We start from the raw sequence: 16,960 nt of genomic DNA on the forward strand, positions 1-16,960 counted from the left end.
ACCGCCCGCCCCCGCGCCCCACCCGACACTCCGGTCCCAAGCATCAGTTGGCAACGCACTGATACCGGTACGGCACTTGCACGGGACTCACACAGAAGGGTTCCCTACGATGGCGCGGTGACCAGTACCGCGTCCTCCACGGACACCCGGCAGGGGCAGGCACCGCACGACGAGCAACCGTCGTGGCAGCAGCGGCTGCGCCGATTCGGCTACACGGCGCCGCCCAAGAGCGAGGTACGGGAACGGCTCGTCCCGCCGTACGCGCAGCCCAGCGCACGGATGTGGCAGGTCATCGGCTTGCCACGGACCCTCACCGACCGGATCGGGCGCTGGTCCGGATGGGGCGGTCCGCTCCTGGTCACCCTCATGGCGGGCCTGATGCGGTTCTGGAACCTGGGCAGCCCCAAGGCGGTGATATTCGACGAGACGTACTACGCGAAGGACGCCTGGGCGCTCGTCCACCGCGGCTTCGAGGTCAACTGGGACAAGAACGCCAACGACCTGATCCTCCAGGCGAACGGCCATGTCTCCATCCCGGCGGACGCCGCGTACGTGGTGCACCCGCCGGTCGGCAAGTACGTCATCGGCCTCGGCGAGCTGATGTTCGGGTTCAACCCGTTCGGCTGGCGGTTCATGACCGCCGTGCTCGGCACGCTGTCGGTGCTGATGCTGTGCCGCATCGGCCGCCGCCTGTTCCGCTCCACGTTCCTCGGCTGCCTCGCGGGCGCGCTGCTCGCGGTGGACGGTCTGGCGTTCGTGATGAGCCGTACCTCGCTGCTGGACGGGGTACTGGAGTTCTTCGTGCTGGGGGCCTTCGGGTGCCTGCTGATCGACCGCGACCGGGCGCGCGAACGGCTGGCCGCCGCGCTGCCGGCCGATCCCGACGGCAGGGTCCGCCCGGACGAGCACATCGCGGAGACCCTCCGCCTCGGCTGGCGCCCCTGGCGCTGGGGGGCCGGCGTCCTGCTCGGCCTCGCGATCGGCACGAAGTGGAACGGCCTCTACATCCTGGCCGCGTTCTGCGTGCTGGCCCTGCTGTGGGACGTCGGGGCGCGCCGGGTGGCGGGTGCGCGGCGGCCGTACACGGCGGTGCTGCTGCACGACACCGGCATCACCTTCCTCGCCACCGTGCCGGTCGCGATCGCGGTGTACCTGATGTCGTGGATCGGCTGGATCCTCTCCCCCTCGGACGGCACCGGCGGCTACTTCCGCAACTGGGCCGCGACCGACGGCAAGGGCGGCCACTGGACCTTCCTGCCCGACTGGCTGCGCAGCCTGTGGCACTACGAGCACGAGGTCTACAAGTTCCACGTCGGCCTGACCACGCCGCACACCTACCAGTCGAACCCGTGGAGCTGGCTCGTCCTCGGCCGCCCGGTGTCGTACTTCTACGAGTCGCCGGACCCGGGCACCGCGGGCTGCCCCTCCGACGCGGGCCAGAAGTGCGCGCGCGAGGTCCTGGCGCTCGGCACGCCCCTGCTGTGGTGGGCGGCCTGCTTCGCGATCCTCTACATCGCGTGGCGCTGGGCGTTCCGCCGGGACTGGCGGGCGGGCGCGATCCTCTGCGGCATCGCGGCGGGCTACCTCCCGTGGTTCATGTACCAGCAGCGCACGATCTTCCTCTTCTACGCCATCGTCTTCGTGCCGTTCCTGTGCCTGGCGGTGGCGATGCTGATCGGGGCGATCATCGGCCCGCCGGACTCGGGCGACACCCGCCGCGTCGTCGGCGCGGTGGCCTCGGGCGTGCTGGTGCTCCTGATCGCCTGGAACTTCATCTACTTCTGGCCCCTGTACACGGGCACCGCGATCCCCATCGACCAGTGGAGATCGCGCATGTGGCTGGACACCTGGATCTAGCCGGGCGCGCCGGGCGTCTCCTTCGCACCGTCACACTTCGGGCACCATCCGGGCACCCGCCGCGCGCGTGACGCGTGCGTCCCTCTAGAGTGCGGCCATCCCCCGAGGAACGGAGGACGGCGGTCCACCGCCGCACGCTCCGCACGGGGGTGGCCGACATCACGCCGGAGCCGTCCCCCGGGAACGGGACTCCGGGGTGGTCGCCGTCGTTGGGACGGTGAGGGCGGCCGTGGCCGCCGGGGGGAACGCACGGAGGGTCGGTACCAGTGGGCAAGAGGGGCAAGCGAAGGCGCGTCGTCGAACGGCGGGGGCCGCGCCCCGCCATGCTCGCGGGCATGGCCACGGCCGTCCTGTGCGGCGCCGGCATCGGCGTGTACGCGCTCTACGGCAGCGGCGCCGCGGCCGACGAGCGCGACCAGGCCGCCGGCCACGAGACCGTCAGGTCCGGCCCGCTGTCCGCGGCCGAGGTGCACAAGGCCGCGCAGACCTTCCTGACGGACTGGCAGCAGGGCAGGCTCACCGAGGCCGCCGCCGTCACCGACGAGCCCGCCGCCGCGGCGAAGCTGCTCACCGGTTACGTGAAGGACGCCCACATGACGGACGCCGTCTTCACGGCCGGCGCCCGCAGCGGCGACAAGGTCCCCTTCTCCGTCACGTGCACGGTCGTCTACAAGGGCGTCAGCAAGCCGATGTCCTACGACACCTCGCTGACCGTCGTGCGCAACGCGAAGGACGGCAAGCCGCAGGTCGTCTGGCACGCCTCCGTGGTCCACCCGGACCTCAAGGACGGCGACACCCTGGTCACCGGCGAGTCCGGCACCCCGCCCATCCGCGCCTACGACCGTGACGGCGGCGAGCTGACCGCCGCCAAGTACCCCTCGCTGGGCACCGTGCTGGACGGGCTGCGCGAGAAGTACGGCAAGAAGGCCGGCGGCACGGCGGGCGTCGAGCTGCGCGTGGTGCGCGGCACGGCGTCGAAGAAGGCCAAGCTCTCCGACAAGACGCTGGTGGAGCTGAGCAAGGGCACTCCGGGCAAGGTCACCACGACGCTGAGCCCCACCCTCCAGGCCGCGGCCGAGCGTCAGGTGTCCACGCGCGAGCGGGCGTCGGTGGTGATGATGCGTCCGTCGACCGGCGAGATCCTCGCCGTGGCGAACTCCTCGCACGGCTTCAACACCGCCTTCCAGGGCTCCCTCGCCCCGGGCTCCACGATGAAGATCGTCACGTCGTCACTGCTGATCGAGAAGGGCCTGGCCTCGGCGGACAAGCCGCACCCGTGCCCGAAGACGTTCAAGTACGGCGGCTGGACCTTCCACAACGACGACGACTTCGAGATCAAGGGCGGCACGCTCAAGGCGAGCTTCGCGCGCTCCTGCAACACCGCCTTCATCAGCCAGGCCCCGAAGCTGGAGAACGCCGACCTCACCCACCAGGCCCAGCAGGTGTTCGGGCTGAGCATGGACAACTGGGCCATCGGCGTGCCGTCGATGGACGGTTCGGTGCCGGTGCAGTCGGCGGCGCAGATGGCCGCCTCGCTCATCGGGCAGGGCGGCGTCCGGATGAACCCGCTGAACATGGCCTCGATCGCCTCGACGGTCGACGCGGGCACCTTCCACCAGCCCTACCTGGTCTCCCCGACCGTCGACCACCGGACCCTGGCCACCGCCTCGCGCACGCTGTCGGCGTCCACGCTCTCGCAGCTGCGGGAGATGATGCAGTACACGGCGGCGTACGGCACGGCCGCCGAGGCGATGTCCGGGCTCGGCCCGAACTACGGCGCGAAGACCGGCTCCGCGGAGGTCGACGGGCAGAAGAAGCCCAACGGCTGGTTCACGGCGTACAAGGGTGACCTGGCGGCGGCGGGCGTCGTGCAGGCCGGCGGCCACGGCGGCGACACGGCCGGGCCCATCGTGGCCGCGCTGCTGAAGCTGGGCAGCGGAAGCTGAGACCGGGCCGACGGAGGTGAACTCCGTTGGGCCCGGCGTTCAGTGCGCGACCGGCTGGGCGGACGCGAGATACGTGCGCCGGAGGAAGCGCAGCAGCGCCTTGGACTCGAACTGCACCACCGACACGCCCTGGGCGGAGTGGAACTCCACCACGGCCTGCACCCTGCCGCACGGCCACACCCGCACGTCGCCCTGGCCGACCGGAGCGCGCAGGCCGTTCTCCAGCAGCGTCCGCGAGAACGTCCATTCGTGCGGGCCGGGCAGCCCCACCCGCACCGAACGCGGGTCCGTCTCGGGGTCGTAGCGCAGGACGACGGGGACGGCCGCGTCGTCCTCCGGGGCGTCGAGGTCGGTGTCGGTGGTGATGTGGACTCGCGCGTACTGCTCGACTACGGACATTCGACTGCCCCTTACGCCGCGTGACCTATGCGAAAGCTGTGCATCCGCTTCTCTCCAATGTCCCATATTTCCCGCTCCCCGCCTCTTGAACCGCACACATCTTCGAGACGTCCGTCACTCCGCGCCCCCGCCGGGGCGACTTTCCGTCAGCGCGTGCACCACACACGAGAAACTCGCTCTTGCAAGTAGTTCGCAACAAGCCACTATCATCGACGGGTGCACGTACCTGACGGATTCATCGACGCCCCGACCTCCGCCGTGACCGGAGTCCTCGCCGCGGGTGCCATCGCCGTGAGCCTGCGCGGCGCGCGCCGTGAGCTCGACGAGCGGACGGCACCGCTGGCCGGCCTCGTGGCGGCGTTCATCTTCGCGGTGCAGATGCTCAACTTCCCCGTGGCCGCGGGCACCAGCGGCCACCTCCTGGGCGGCGCGCTCGCCGCGATCCTGGTCGGCCCCTACACCGGTGTCCTGTGCGTGTCGGTCGTCCTGCTGATGCAGGGCGTGCTGTTCGCGGACGGCGGCCTGACCGCGCTCGGCGTCAACATCAGCGACATGGCGATCACGACGACGGTGGTGGCGTACGTCGTCTTCCGCGTCCTGGTCACGGTGCTGCCGCGGACCCGGCGCTCGGTCACCGTCGCGTCCTTCCTCGCCGCCCTCGTCTCCGTCCCGGCCGCCGCGGTCACCTTCACCGTCATCTACGCCGTCGGCGGCACCACCGACGTCCCGATCTCCCAGGTCGCCACCGCGATGATCGGCGTACACGTCCTCATCGGCCTCGGCGAGGCGGCGATCACCGCGCTGACCGTCGGCGCCGTCATCGCCGTACGGCCCGATCTGGTGCACGGCGCGCGCGGCCTGCACCAGCGCCTGAAGCTGCGGGTCGGCGGCGAGCTCGTGGACGCGCCCGGCGCGCGCCCCGTGCCCGCGGCGCGCACCTCGCGGCGCACGCTGTGGATCTCCGGCCTGGTGACCTCGGTCGTGCTCGCCGGGTTCGTCAGCTTCTACGCCTCCGCGAGCCCCGACGGCCTGGAGAAGGTCGCCCACGACCAGGGCATCGACAAGAAGGCCCAGCGGCACGCGAGCGACGGCTCCCCGCTGGCCGGCTACGGCGTCAAGGACATCGCCGACGCCCGGCTCTCCGGCGGTGTCGCGGGCGTGATCGGCGTCGGCGTCACCGCCGTCGCCGGCAGCGGCGTCTTCTGGGTCGTACGCAGGCGCCGTCACGCGCAGTCCGGCTCCTCCGCCGTCTCCTCGCAGGCCGTCTGATGGGGGCGGGGCACGCCCACCGGCTCTACCGGCACGCGCACTCCCCCGTGCACGCGCTGCCGCCGCACACCAAGCTGGCGGCTGTGTTCGCGTTCGTGGTGGTCGTCGTGTCGACCCCGCGCGAGGCGGTGTGGGCGTTCGCCGTCTACGCCGTCCTGCTGGCGCTCGTCGCGCGGTACGCGCGCGTGCCGGCCGGATTCCTGCTCAAGCGGCTGCTGATCGAGGTGCCGTTCGTCGCCTTCGCGGTGCTGATGCCGTTCGTGGCGCGGGGCGAGCGCGTCGACGTCCTCGGTCTCTCGCTGAGCGTCAACGGCCTGTGGGGCGCCTGGAACGTGCTCGCCAAGGGCACCCTCGGCGTCGCCGCCTCGGTCCTGCTCGCCGCCACCACCGAACTGCGCGAACTGCTCCTCGGGCTCCAGCGGCTGAGGCTGCCCCCGCTGCTCGTGCAGATCGCGTCCTTCATGATCCGCTACGGCGACGTCATCACCGACGAGATGCGCCGCATGCGCATCGCGCGGGAGTCACGCGGCTTCGAGGCGCGCGGCGTGCGCCACTGGGGGGTGCTCGCCAAGTCGGCGGGCGCCCTGTTCATCCGCTCCTACGAGCGCGGCGAACGCGTCCACCTCGCCATGGTGAGCCGCGGCTACGCCGGTTCCATGCCGGTCATCGACGAGGTGACCGCCTCCCGGGCGCAGTGGTCGTACGCTCTCGCCCTCCCCTTGACCGCTCTCGTCGTCTGCCTGCTGGGATGGGCCCTGTGACCGCTGAAACCCCCTCTCTCGACGTGTCCGGGCTGGCCTTCGCCTACCCCGACGGCCACCAGGCGCTGTTCGGCGTCGACTTCCGCATCGGGCGCGGCGAGCGCGTCGCGCTGCTCGGCCCCAACGGGGCCGGCAAGACCACGCTCGTGCTGCACCTCAACGGCATCCTGACCGCCGGCGCCGGAAGCGTCACCGTGGCCGGACTGCCGGTCGGCCGCCGCCACATGGCCGAGATCCGGCGGAAGGTCGGCATCGTCTTCCAGGACCCGGACGACCAGTTGTTCATGCCGACGGTCCGCGAGGACGTCGCGTTCGGGCCCGCGGCCGCCGGGATCAAGGGCGCGGAGCTCGAGGCGCGCGTGCGCGGCGCGCTGGAGCAGGTGGGCATGGCGGACTTCGCGGACCGGCCGCCGCACCACCTCTCCTTCGGGCAGCGCCGCCGGGTGGCGGTCGCGACCGTCCTCGCGATGGAGCCGGAGATCCTCGTCCTGGACGAGCCGTCCTCCAACCTCGACCCGGCCTCCCGCCGCGAACTCGCCGACATCCTGCGCTCCTTGGACGTGACGGTCCTGATGGTCACGCACGACCTGCCGTACGCCCTGGAGCTGTGCCCGCGCTCGCTGATCCTCAGCGACGGCGTGATCGCCGCGGACGGCCCGACCGGTGAACTCCTCTCCGACGACGTCCTCATGCGCGCCCATCGCCTGGAACTGCCCTTCGGGTTCGACCCGCGGTCCGTGACGACGAGCGCGTGACGAACCCGGCGCGGAGGCATTGAGGGGGCGCGCGGCGCACGGGGCAGGCGTGCCGCCCACGCCGGATCGATCACCATTGCGCGCGCTCTGCGTCGATCTACGCGCCTCCACCTCGGCTTTTTACCCGCCCCCACGTTCCGCCCCCGCCATACCGGTCGGTACCTTGTGCACGATGTTCCCGGGCGCTCCCGTGCCGCCCACCACCACACACCGACGCCCCTGGGGGAGGTCCCGCCGTGAGCGAAGGCGCCGCCGTCGACTCCGACACCACCGCTGCCGACACCGCCGCTGCCGACACCCGTCCCACGAAGATCATGTACGTCGCCGAGGCCACCGCCCACGGCGGCCGCAACGGACATGTCACCAGTCAGGACGGCCAGATCGGACTGCGGGTCGCGATGCCCCCGGCGCTGGGCGGCGACGGCAACGGCACCAACCCGGAGCAGCTGTTCGCGGCGGGCTACAGCTCCTGCTTCCACAACGCGCTGATCCTCGTCGGCAACCGGGCCGGCTACGACCTCACCGGTTCCACGGTCGCCGCGAAGGTCGGCATCGGCCCCAACAAGCAGCGCGGCTACGGCCTCGCGGTCGCCCTCAGCGTCTCACTGCCGGTGCTGGACAAGGAGGTCGCGGCCAAGCTGGTGGACGCCGCCCACGAGGTGTGCCCGTACTCGAACGCCACTCGAGGCAACATCGACGTAACGATCCTGCTCGGCTGACGACACACAGGAATCCCAGGCTCGGAACGGGTGTTGCACCCACGGTCGAAGGTGAGCCGAAGGGAAGTACGGGCGTGGACGTGAACGGCACAGTCGCCGAGGGCTTCGAGCCGGTCAAGGACGCGTTCGCGCGCAACTTCGAGGCGCTCGGGGACCGCGGCGCGGCCGTCGCCGTCTACCGGGACGGGCACCGCGTCGTCGACCTGTGGGGCGGCACCAAGGACGTCGACGGCACCGCCCCCTGGCAGCGGGACACCGCCCAGATCGTGCGCTCCGCCACCAAGGGCGTCGCCGCCGCCGCGCTGCTCCTCCTCCACCAGCGCGGACAGCTCGACCTCGACGCCCCGGTGGGCGCCTACTGGCCCGAGTACAAGGCGGCGGGCAAGGAGCACACCCGCGTGTGGCACCTGCTCGCGCACCGCGCCGGCGTCCCCGTCCTGGACCGCCCGCTGACCCCCGCCGAGGCCGCCGACCCCGTGCTCGGCGCCGAGGCCGTGGCGGCGCAGACACCCGTCTGGGAGCCGGGCACGCAGCACGGCTACCACGCACAGACGTACAGCTGGCTCACCGGTGAGCTGGTGCGCCGGGTCACCGGCCGCTCCCTCGGCGCGTTCGTCGCCGAGGAGATCGCCGCCCCGGCCGCCGCGGACGTGTGGGTCGGCCTGCCCGGCGACCGGGCGGCGCGCGTCGGGCGGGTGGGGCAGATCGACGCGCCGGTGGCGCCGGGCGGCCTGCGGATGCGCGCGAAGCGGTCCGTCGCGGACGCGTACGCCGACCCCGGGTCGCTGACCCGGCGCGCCTTCGCTGCGATCACCCCGCTGCCCGACGAGAACGACCCGGCCTACCGCGCCGCCGTCCTGCCCGCCTCCAACGGCATCGCCACCGCCGACGGCCTCGCCCGCGTGTACGCCTCGCTGATCGGCGAGGTCGACGGCGGTGCGCGCCTGTTCGCACCGGACACCCTGCGCCTCGCGGCCGCCGAACGGTCCGCCGGGCCCGACCGCGTGCTCGTGGTGAACACCCGGTTCGGACCCGGCTGGATGCTGCACGGCGGCGCGTCGCCGCTGCTGTCCCCCGCCTCCTTCGGCCACCCCGGCCGGGGTGGCGCGCTGGCCTTCGCCGATCCGGAGGCGGGCATCGCGTTCGGCTACGTCACCAACGGCTTCCGCACCGGCGTGACCGCGGACCCGCGGGCGCAGGCGCTGGTGGCCGCCGTACGGAAGGCGCTGGAGCCGCTCACACGTTGATCGGGTGGGACATCCTCCCGGAGTCCGTGTCGATCTCCTCGTGCGCCTTGCCGAGCAACTGCATCGCCAGGTCGTTCAACGCCCGCGCCCCGGCGATCTCCTCCCCGACCCGGGGCTGGTTGGAGTCGGTGTGATGCCGGCTGGCCTGGCCGTGCGACCGTACCTCCGTGCCGTCGGGCAGCCGTACCATCGCGGCCGCCCTCGTGTGCTGGTCGTCCTCCTGGAACTCCATCTCGACGTGCCATCCCACAGCGGTGTGCATCATGACGATCACCTCCGGAACCGATGCTTCCAGGGTGCGCCGGGACGGCCCGCCGGGCCACCGAGGGCCGCGCGGCCACCGTCGCGTCAGTGGCCCGGCTTCTCGTCGAAGCTCGCGAAGTAGGCCGCGGCCATGTCCTCGTCGCCGTGGCCCTGCGCGGCGGCGCGTTCGAAGCGCGCCGCGGCCGCGGCGGCGACGTCGAGGCGCACCCCGTGCCGCTCGCCCGCCCCGACGATCAGCCGCGCGTCCTTCCCCGCCGTGGTCACGGCGAAGCTCGGCGGCGTGAGCCGGTCCTCCAGGACGAGCGCGGACTTGGCACGCAGATAGCCCATGTCGAGCGGGCCGCCCTCGATGAGGCCGAAGAAGTGCCGCGGGTCGACGTCGAGCGCCTTCGCGAGGGCCAGCGCCTCCCCGGCCGCGGCGGTGGCCGCCAGGACCCAGCTGTTGGCGACCAGCTTCAGCCGGGTGGCCGCCGCGGACGCGCCGTCCTCACCGGTCCACAGGGTCTTCGCGCCGACCGCGTCGAACACCGGCGTCACCGCCTCCCGGCCCTCGACCGGCCCGGCCGCCAGCACGGTCAGCTGCCCCGACTCGGCGGGCTGGCGGGTGCCGAGCACGGGGGCGTCGTAGAAGACCAGGCCGTGTGCGGCCGCGTGGGCGGCGAGCTCCGGGACCGAGTCGACGCCCGCCGTCGTGCACTGCGCCCACACCAGCCCCGGGCGCAGCGCGGACTCCGCCTGCTTCAGGGCGTCCAGGGCGGAGGCGCCGTCGTACAGCATGGTCACCACGACGTCGGCGCCCCGGACGGCCTCGGCGGGCGTGTCGGCGACGCGCGCGCCGTCCGCGGCCAGCGGTTCGGCCTTGACGCGCGAACGGTTCCACACGTGGACGGTGTGCCCGGCGCGGGCGATGTTGCGGGCCATCGCGGCGCCCATGATGCCGGTGCCGAGGACGGCGACGGTGAGCTTGTCGGTCATGAGGAGTTTCCCTGACTTCCTGAGAGGCGAACTTCCTGAGGGGCGGACGTCCTGGGAGGCGAAGGGTTGGCGTTCGAGGCGTCCCGATGTCAGCTTCCCCGTCCGTCACCCGGCGTGCAGCATCAACCCGATCCCGACCACGAGCAGTCCGGCGGCGGCCATGCGGGGCGCCCCGAACCGCTCCTTGAAGAGCACCGCTCCGATGGCCGCGCCGACGATGATCGAGGACTCCCGCAGCGCCGCGACGGGCGCGAGCTCGGCCCGGGTCTGCGCCCACAGCACGAGCCCGTACGCGAGCACGGAGAGCGCGGAGCCGAGCAGGCCGAGGCCGACGTACGGCCGTACGACGGCGGCGGTCCCCCGGCCCCAGCGGACGGCGGCGTACGCCGGCACGAACAGCCCCGACACCACCATCAGCCAGGCGATGTAGCCGAGCGAGGACCCGGAGGCGCGTACGCCCAGGCCGTCCACGACGGTGTACGCGGCGATGGACAGGCCGGTCGCCAGCGCGGCCCCGACGGCCCGGAAGTCGGGCCTGCGCCCGCGCATCCCCCACAGGGCGACACCGGTGAGCCCGGCGCAGGAGACCGCGACGCCCGCCGCCGCCCAGCCGTCCGGCACCTCGTGCGCGAAGACCGCGGCGAGCACCGTCACCACCAGCGGCGCGGTCCCGCGCGCGATGGGGTACGCCTGCCCGAAGTCGCCGAGCCGGAAGGACTTCATCAGCAGCAGGTAGTACGCGACGTGGATGAGCGCGGAGCCGATCAGGTACGGCCACGCGCGCGCCGCCGGCGCCGCCGCGAACGGCGCCAGCGCGAGCCCGATCAGCAGCCCGCCGCCCGCGATGAGGGCGAACCCGACGAGCTTGTCGGTGATGCGGTGCGCGATGGCGTTCCAGCTCGCGTGCGTGATCGCGGCGAGCAGCACGGCCGCCGTGACGGCAGGGGTCACGAGGTCCGCTCGCGGACGTCGACGAGGGCCGCTCCGGCGTGCGCGATCAGGTCCTTGGGTTCCATCGGGAAGACGCTGTAGGGGGTGCCGGCGGCGGCCCACACCACGTCGTGCTCCAGCAGCGACCGGTCGGCGAGCACCCGGGTGCGCGTGCGGTGCCCGAAGGGCGGCACGCCGCCGATGGCGTACCCGGTCGTGTCGCGTACGACGTCGGCCTTGGCGCGGGTGACCTTCTCGGCGCCGAGTTCCTGGCGCACGAGGTCGAGGTCGACCCGGGAGGCGCCGTCCATCAGGACCAGCACGGGGGTTCCGTCGGCGGCGAAGATCAGCGACTTGCAGATCTGGCTCAGCTCGCAGCCGATCGCGGCGGCCGCCTCGGCGGCGGTGCGGGTGGCGTCCGGGAAGCTGCGGACGCGGGCGGTCAGATCGCCGAGCCCCATCTCCTGGAGGGCGGCCGCGAAGCGGGGGTGAGCGGAGGATGCCGAGGGCTCCGGAGGCGTCGTCGTCATGGGGGCACGCTAGCGGTGCGTGTACGAGGCAAGCGAGCGAGTTCCCCCTGCCGGGGGGCTCGGTGCCGCCGGGGGAAAGTCGGGACCTTGGGCCCTGCGCCCCGGTGCGGCAGGGGCCGTTGGACCCTATCGGGCCCCCGTGCACCTGCGGTGATCATGGGGCGGCGACCGGGAGGAGCCGGTCTGCGGTCCCCAACCACGGCTCTTCCCGGTCTTTGACAGGCACCCGGGGAGGACCGGATCAGGTGGACGAGGCACAGACACAACAGGCGGAGACCGTACGGCCGGGCGCCGCGGTCCGGGCCGCCGGCGAGGCACCCGCGAAGGCGGTGCGAGTCGCCGGCGAGGCACCCGCCGGGGCGGTGCGGGCCACCGACGCCGCAGCCGCCGAGGCGCTCCGGGCCACCGACGCCGCACCCGCCGGAGCGGTGCGGGGCGGCGGTGCGTCGAGGCGTCCCGCCTGGACGGAGTGGCTGACGACCACCGACCACAAGAAGATCGGCACCCTGTACCTGGTCACGGCCTTCGCGTTCTTCCTGATCGGCGGCGTGATGGCGCTGCTGATGCGCGCGGAACTCGCCCGGCCGGGCCTTCAGATCATGTCGAACGAGCAGTTCAACCAGGCGTTCACCATGCATGGCTCGATCATGCTGCTGATGTTCGCGATGCCCCTGTTCACCGGCTTCGCCAACTGGATCATGCCGCTCCAGATCGGCGCCCCCGACGTGGCCTTCCCCCGGCTGAACATGCTGGCCTACTGGCTGTTCCTGTTCGGCTCCTCGATCGCCGCGTTCGGCTTCCTCACCCCGGGCGGCGCCGCCGACTTCGGGTGGTTCCTGTACGCGCCGCTCTCCGACGCCGTGCACTCGCCCGGCCTGGGCGCGGATCTGTGGATCATGGGCGTGGCCCTGTCGGGCTTCGGCTCGATCGCGGGCGCGGTCAACTTCATCACCACGATCATCTGCATGCGCGCGCCCGGCATGACCATGTTCCGGATGCCGATCTTCGTCTGGAACGTGCTGCTGACGGCCGTACTGATCCTGATCGTGTTCCCGGTCCTGGCGGCGGCGCTGTTCGCCCTGGAGTGCGACCGGAAGTTCGGCAGCCATGTCTTCGACGCCGCCAACGGCGGAGCACTCCTGTGGCAGCACCTGTTCTGGTTCTTCGGGCATCCCGAGGTCTACATCCTGGCGCTGCCGTTCTTCGGGATCGTCTCCGAGGTCGTTCCCGTCTTCTCCCGCAAGCCGATGTTCGGCTACATGGGCCTGGTCGCGGCGACCATCTCGATCGCCGGTCTGTCCGTGACCGTGTGGGCGCACCACATGTACGTCACCGGCGGTGTGCTGCTGCCGTTCTTCTCCTTCATGACCTTCCTCATCGCCGTGCCGACCGGGGTGAAGTTCTTCAACTGGATCGGCACCATGTGGAAGGGCTCGCTGTCCTTCGAGACGCCGATGCTGTGGACCACCGGCTTCCTCATCACCTTCGTCTTCGGCGGCCTGACCGGGGTGATCCTGGCGGCGCCCCCGCTGGACTTCCACGTCTCCGACTCGTACTTCGTCGTGGCGCACTTCCACTACACCGTCTTCGGCACGGTCGTGTACGCGATGTTCGCCGGCTTCCACTTCTGGTGGCCCAAGTTCACCGGCAAGATGCTCGACGAACGGCTCGGCAAGATCACGTTCTGGACGCTCACGGTCGGTTTCCACACGACCTTCCTGGTTCAGCACTGGCTGGGCGCGGAGGGCATGCCGCGCCGCTACGCCGACTACCTGGCGGCCGACGGCTTCACCGCCCTGAACACGGTCTCGACGATCGGCTCGTTCGTCCTGGGCCTGTCGATCCTGCCGTTCTTCTACAACGTGTGGAAGACCGCCAGGTACGGCCGACCGGTCGAGGTGGACGACCCGTGGGGCTACGGCCGCTCCCTGGAGTGGGCGACCTCCTGCCCGCCGCCCCGGCACAACTTCACCAGCCTGCCCCGCATCCGCAGCGAGTCGCCGGCGTTCGACCTGCACCACCCCGAGATCGCCGCGTTCGAGCTGGAGCACTAGGCCGTGGTCCAGCCCGTCGTCGCCCTGGGCACCGCCGCCCTGACCGTGTCCGGCTGCGTCTGGTACCTGCCGGCCCTCGCCGACCTGCGGGCCGGCGCCGACCGCCCCGACTCCCGCCGTATCGCCGCGGCGGCCTGTCTGAGCGGCTGGGCCACGACCGGGGTGGTCACCCTGCTGCTCCTCGTGGCCGGGGCCTGGTGGGTGCCCGCCGCGGCGGGCGGTACCGGGGTCGTCCTCACGGCCGCCCTCCGGGGCACCGCGGCCGTACGGCACCGGCGCGAGGCGCGCCAGACCGCCCGTGACTGGGCCGAACTGGACACCGTCCCGTCCCCGGCCGGACCCGGGCGGGGACGGGCCGCCGTCGCGCTGCTCCTCGTGTGCGGCCTGCTCGCCGCGGCGGCCACCGCGGCCCTCGCCCTGGCCGCGGACCGGGACGGGGGCATCGACCGGGTGCCGGTCGCCGAGGCTCCCGCCGGGATCGTCGGGCTGTCCGTCGCGGGGGCGGTGGCGTACGCGTACGCGGTCCGGGGTGGGTGGGCCGCCCGACCCGGGAGGGCGGTCCGGGGTGGGCCGCCCGACTGCTGAGGGCAGTCCGTTCCCCACGGACTGCCCTCAGCTCCTCAGCGGTTCTGTTCCTCCGTGCCGCGGTCAGGCGCGCACGAGCTCCCGGTCGTCCTCGTCGCGGCCGCGGCCGTCGTCGTCGGCGGTGCGCAGGCCCTCGCCCTCCACGTCGACGTTGGGCAGGACGCGGTCCAGCCACTTCGGCAGCCACCAGGCCCGCTTGCCGAGCAGCGCGAGCACGGCCGGCACGATCGCCATCCGCACGATGAACGCGTCGAAGAAGACCGCGATAGCGAGCCCGAAGCCGATCATCTTGATCATCGACTCGCTGGACCCGATGAACCCGGAGAAGACGGCCATCATGATCACGGCCGCGGCGGTGACCACCCGGGCGCCGTGCCGGAAGCCGGTCACGACCGCCTGGGCGGGCTTCTCCCCGTGGACGTACGCCTCCCGCATCCGCGTCACGAGGAACACCTCGTAGTCCATCGCCAGGCCGAAGACCACGCCGACCATGAAGATCGGCATCATCGACATGACCGGCCCGGTCTGCTCGACGCCCAGCAGGCCGGCCAGCCAGCCCCACTGGAAGACCGCGACCACCGCGCCGAGCGCCGCCGTCACGCTGAGCAGGAAGCCCAGCGCCGCCTTCAGCGGGACGAGGATCGACCGGAACACCACGATCAGCAGCAGGAACGCGAGGCCGACGACCAGGATCAGATACGGCAGCAGCGCGTCGTTCAGCTTCTGGCTCACGTCGATGTTCATCGCCGTACTGCCGGTGACCAGGACCTTCGCGTCCGTGTCCGTGGTGATCTCCGTGCCCTTGTCACGGATGGACTGCACCAGGTCCTCGGTGGAGGCGGAGGACGGCTTGGACTTCGGGACGACCGTCACGATCGCCGTGTCGCCCGCCTTGTTGTACGTCGCCGGAGTGACCGTCACGACGTCCTCGAGGCCCTTGATGTCGTCGGTGACCTTGCCGACCGCACCCTTCGGGTCGTCGCTCGCCTTGGTGTCGACCACCACGGTCAGGGGGCCGTTGAAGCCCGCCCCGAAGCCCTCCGACAGCAGGTCGTACGCGCGCCGCTGGGTCGTGGACGTGGGCTGCGAGCCGTCGTCGCCGAGACCCAGTTCGAGGGAGGTCGCGGGGATCGCCGCCGCGCCGAGACCGACCACGGCCAGCACGAGGACGGCGATCGGACGCCGTACGACGAAGCTCGCCCAGCGGGTGCCCATGTTCGGCTTGCGCCCCGCGGGCGCGGGGGTGCCGGACGGCGCGGAGCCGGCGGATGACGCGGAGGTCGCGGATGAGGCGGAGGCCGCGGATGACGCGGAGGTCGCGGACGGCGCGGAGCCGGCGGTGGCCGCCTTCGCCTTGCGGGCCGCGCGGGCGCCGCCCAGCAGCTTGCTGCGCTCGCCGGCCGGCTTGACGGTGCGCCCGGCGTAGCCGAGGAGCGCGGGGATCAGGGTGAGGGCGATCAGCACGGCCACGGCGACCGTGCCCGCCGCCGCGACGCCCATCTTCGTCAGCATCGGGATGTCGACCACGGACAGTCCGACCAGCGCGATCACGACGGTCAGGCCCGCGAAGACCACCGCCGAACCGGCCGTGCCGACGGCCCGGCCGGCCGCGTCCTCGCGCTCCCGGCCCTCGGCCAGCTCGCCCCGGTAGCGGGAGACGATGAACAGGGCGTAGTCGATCCCGACCGCGAGGCCGATCATCGTGGCCAGCGTCGACGTGGTGGAGCCCAGGTCGAGGGCGCTGGCCAGGGCGGTGATGGTGGACACGCCGATGCCCACGCCGATCAGCGCGGTCAGCAGCGGCAGCCCCGCCGCGATCAGCGAGCCGAAGGTGATGACGAGGACGACCGCGGCGATCGCGATGCCGATCACTTCGCTCGCGCCGGTCTCGGGGGTGGTGCTCAGCGCGTCGCCGCCGGTCTCGACCGTCAGCCCGGCGTCCCGCGCGTGCCCCGCCGCCGCCTTCAGCGCGTCCCGCGAGGAGTCCGCCAGCTCCATGCTGGAGACCTTGTAGCTCACGGAGGCGTACGCGATCGTGCCGTCCTTGCTGACGGCCTTCGCCTGGTACGGATCGGCGACGGAGGAGACCTCCGAGCCCTTGCCGAGCTCCTTGACGGTCTTCTCGACGCTCGCCTTGTTGAGGGCGTCGGTGATCTTCTCGCCCTTGGGCGCCTTGAAGACCACGCGCGCGGTGGCGCCGTCGGCACTCATGCCGGGGAAGCGCTGTTCGAGCAGGTCGAACGCCTTCTGCGCCTCGGTGCCCGGGACGGAGAAGGAGGTGGAGCCGGCGGCCGGCGCCGAGGCGGCGCCGACGCCCGCGAGGGTCAGGAGCGCCACCCATATGAGGGCGACGAAGTGCCGTCGCCGGAAGGCGAACCGGCCGGCTTTGTAGAGGAATGTGGCCACGAGGGCGTACTCCCGGTCAGGTCGTGGATTGAGAGGGCAGGGGTGATCAGCCCGACGACGTGAGCGGTTACGTCAGGTGGAGGGCTTGCTGGGGAGGGTTTGTTCGGGTGGGGGGGTGCTGGTGGGGGTGTTCGAGGTGGGGGGATGACGTGTCAGGTGGGGTGGGGCCTGACCGGTGGTGCCGTGTCAGGTGGGACCTGACCGGTGGTGCCGTGTCAGGTGGGACCTGACAGGTGGCGCCATGTCGGGTGGGGCCCGACGGG

The 16,960-nt window shown here is 72.2% G+C and carries 15 protein-coding genes; 9 read left to right on the forward strand and 6 right to left on the reverse strand.

The annotated features are described in order from the left end of the window. Window positions 1–117: 117 nt before the first annotated feature. Together WN71_RS32035 and WN71_RS32040 are read left to right on the forward strand one after the other, a co-directional pair. Window positions 118–1,857 (forward strand): dolichyl-phosphate-mannose--protein mannosyltransferase, encoded by a 1,740-nt coding sequence (locus tag WN71_RS32035; protein ID WP_046588567.1) that lies wholly within the window; start codon window positions 118–120, stop codon window positions 1,855–1,857. A gap of 323 nt (window positions 1,858–2,180) precedes the next feature. Continuing rightward, entirely contained in the window at window positions 2,181–3,803 is a 1,623-nt protein-coding gene (locus tag WN71_RS32040; protein ID WP_046588680.1) for a penicillin-binding transpeptidase domain-containing protein, read from the forward strand. Window positions 3,804–3,842: 39 nt separating this feature from the next. Here the strand turns inward: WN71_RS32040 and WN71_RS32045 are convergent, their stop codons facing one another. Then, on the reverse strand, window positions 3,843–4,202 hold the full coding sequence (locus WN71_RS32045; RefSeq protein WP_046588570.1) for an SsgA family sporulation/cell division regulator: 360 nt from the start codon (window positions 4,200–4,202) through the stop codon (window positions 3,843–3,845). A 216-nt stretch (window positions 4,203–4,418) separates the two neighbouring features. Between WN71_RS32045 and WN71_RS32050 the strand changes: the two genes are divergently transcribed. The 5 genes from WN71_RS32050 (at window position 4,419) to WN71_RS32070 (ending at window position 8,953) form a co-directional block, all read left to right on the forward strand. Further along, complete coding sequence (locus WN71_RS32050) at window positions 4,419–5,471, forward strand: energy-coupling factor ABC transporter permease (RefSeq protein WP_046588572.1); 1,053 nt, start codon at window positions 4,419–4,421, stop codon at window positions 5,469–5,471. Then, the gene (cbiQ, locus tag WN71_RS32055; RefSeq protein ID WP_046588574.1) at window positions 5,471–6,232 is read left to right on the forward strand and encodes a cobalt ECF transporter T component CbiQ; all 762 of its coding nucleotides are present in this window, start codon (window positions 5,471–5,473) and stop codon (window positions 6,230–6,232) included. Before WN71_RS32050 ends, cbiQ begins: the two co-directional genes overlap by 1 nt. Continuing rightward, window positions 6,220–6,987, forward strand: a complete 768-nt coding sequence (locus WN71_RS32060) for an energy-coupling factor ABC transporter ATP-binding protein (protein WP_046588576.1) — start codon at window positions 6,220–6,222, stop codon at window positions 6,985–6,987. Before cbiQ ends, WN71_RS32060 begins: the two co-directional genes overlap by 13 nt. A gap of 236 nt (window positions 6,988–7,223) precedes the next feature. Then, the gene (locus WN71_RS32065; RefSeq protein WP_046588578.1) at window positions 7,224–7,706 is read left to right on the forward strand and encodes an organic hydroperoxide resistance protein; all 483 of its coding nucleotides are present in this window, start codon (window positions 7,224–7,226) and stop codon (window positions 7,704–7,706) included. Window positions 7,707–7,780: 74 nt separating this feature from the next. Beyond that, window positions 7,781–8,953 (forward strand): serine hydrolase domain-containing protein, encoded by a 1,173-nt coding sequence (locus WN71_RS32070; protein WP_046588580.1) that lies wholly within the window; start codon window positions 7,781–7,783, stop codon window positions 8,951–8,953. Here WN71_RS32070 and WN71_RS32075 read toward each other — a convergent pair. The 4 genes from WN71_RS32075 to WN71_RS32090 form a co-directional block, all read right to left on the reverse strand. Further along, window positions 8,943–9,218, reverse strand: coding sequence for a DUF1876 domain-containing protein (locus WN71_RS32075; RefSeq protein ID WP_046588682.1), 276 nt, complete (start codon window positions 9,216–9,218; stop codon window positions 8,943–8,945). The genes WN71_RS32070 and WN71_RS32075 overlap by 11 nt on opposite strands. An 83-nt stretch (window positions 9,219–9,301) precedes the next feature. Further along, on the reverse strand, window positions 9,302–10,192 hold the full coding sequence (locus WN71_RS32080) for an NAD(P)-dependent oxidoreductase (RefSeq protein WP_046588582.1): 891 nt from the start codon (window positions 10,190–10,192) through the stop codon (window positions 9,302–9,304). Window positions 10,193–10,297: 105 nt separating this feature from the next. Then, window positions 10,298–11,143: a DMT family transporter gene (locus WN71_RS32085; RefSeq protein ID WP_046588584.1), complete on the reverse strand. Its 846-nt coding sequence runs from the start codon at window positions 11,141–11,143 to the stop codon at window positions 10,298–10,300. Next, window positions 11,140–11,652 (reverse strand): YbaK/EbsC family protein, encoded by a 513-nt coding sequence (locus tag WN71_RS32090; protein WP_046588586.1) that lies wholly within the window; start codon window positions 11,650–11,652, stop codon window positions 11,140–11,142. The genes WN71_RS32085 and WN71_RS32090 overlap by 4 nt, the downstream gene beginning before the upstream one ends. Window positions 11,653–12,014: 362 nt before the next feature. Between WN71_RS32090 and ctaD the strand changes: the two genes are divergently transcribed. Together ctaD and WN71_RS41600 are read left to right on the forward strand one after the other, a co-directional pair. Beyond that, window positions 12,015–13,706, forward strand: a complete 1,692-nt coding sequence (gene ctaD / locus WN71_RS32095; protein ID WP_046588684.1) for an aa3-type cytochrome oxidase subunit I — start codon at window positions 12,015–12,017, stop codon at window positions 13,704–13,706. Window positions 13,707–13,709: 3 nt separating this feature from the next. Beyond that, window positions 13,710–14,291, forward strand: coding sequence for a hypothetical protein (locus WN71_RS41600; protein ID WP_052743113.1), 582 nt, complete (start codon window positions 13,710–13,712; stop codon window positions 14,289–14,291). 63 nt (window positions 14,292–14,354) lie between these two features. On the opposite strand, the gene WN71_RS32105 is transcribed toward WN71_RS41600, so the two are convergent. Next, window positions 14,355–16,697 (reverse strand): MMPL family transporter, encoded by a 2,343-nt coding sequence (locus WN71_RS32105; RefSeq protein WP_046588588.1) that lies wholly within the window; start codon window positions 16,695–16,697, stop codon window positions 14,355–14,357. Between the last annotated feature and the right edge of the window lie 263 nt (window positions 16,698–16,960).

Source organism: Streptomyces mangrovisoli (assembly GCF_000974985.2).
Classification (GTDB): Bacteria; Actinomycetota; Actinomycetes; order Streptomycetales; family Streptomycetaceae; genus Streptomyces; species Streptomyces mangrovisoli.

What these genes read in the sequence shown, in the direction of transcription:
- WN71_RS32040 (WP_046588680.1), top strand. Translation starts at nt 2,181, where the DNA reads ATGCTCGCGGGCATGGCCACGGCCGTCCTGTGCGGCGCCGGCATCGGC.
- WN71_RS32045 (WP_046588570.1), bottom strand. Translation starts at nt 4,202, where the DNA reads ATGTCCGTAGTCGAGCAGTACGCGCGAGTCCACATCACCACCGACACC.
- cbiQ (WP_046588574.1), top strand. Translation starts at nt 5,471, where the DNA reads ATGGGGGCGGGGCACGCCCACCGGCTCTACCGGCACGCGCACTCCCCC.
- WN71_RS32060 (WP_046588576.1), top strand. Translation starts at nt 6,220, where the DNA reads ATGGGCCCTGTGACCGCTGAAACCCCCTCTCTCGACGTGTCCGGGCTG.
- WN71_RS32075 (WP_046588682.1), bottom strand. Translation starts at nt 9,218, where the DNA reads ATGATGCACACCGCTGTGGGATGGCACGTCGAGATGGAGTTCCAGGAG.
- WN71_RS32080 (WP_046588582.1), bottom strand. Translation starts at nt 10,192, where the DNA reads ATGACCGACAAGCTCACCGTCGCCGTCCTCGGCACCGGCATCATGGGC.
- WN71_RS32090 (WP_046588586.1), bottom strand. Translation starts at nt 11,652, where the DNA reads ATGACGACGACGCCTCCGGAGCCCTCGGCATCCTCCGCTCACCCCCGC.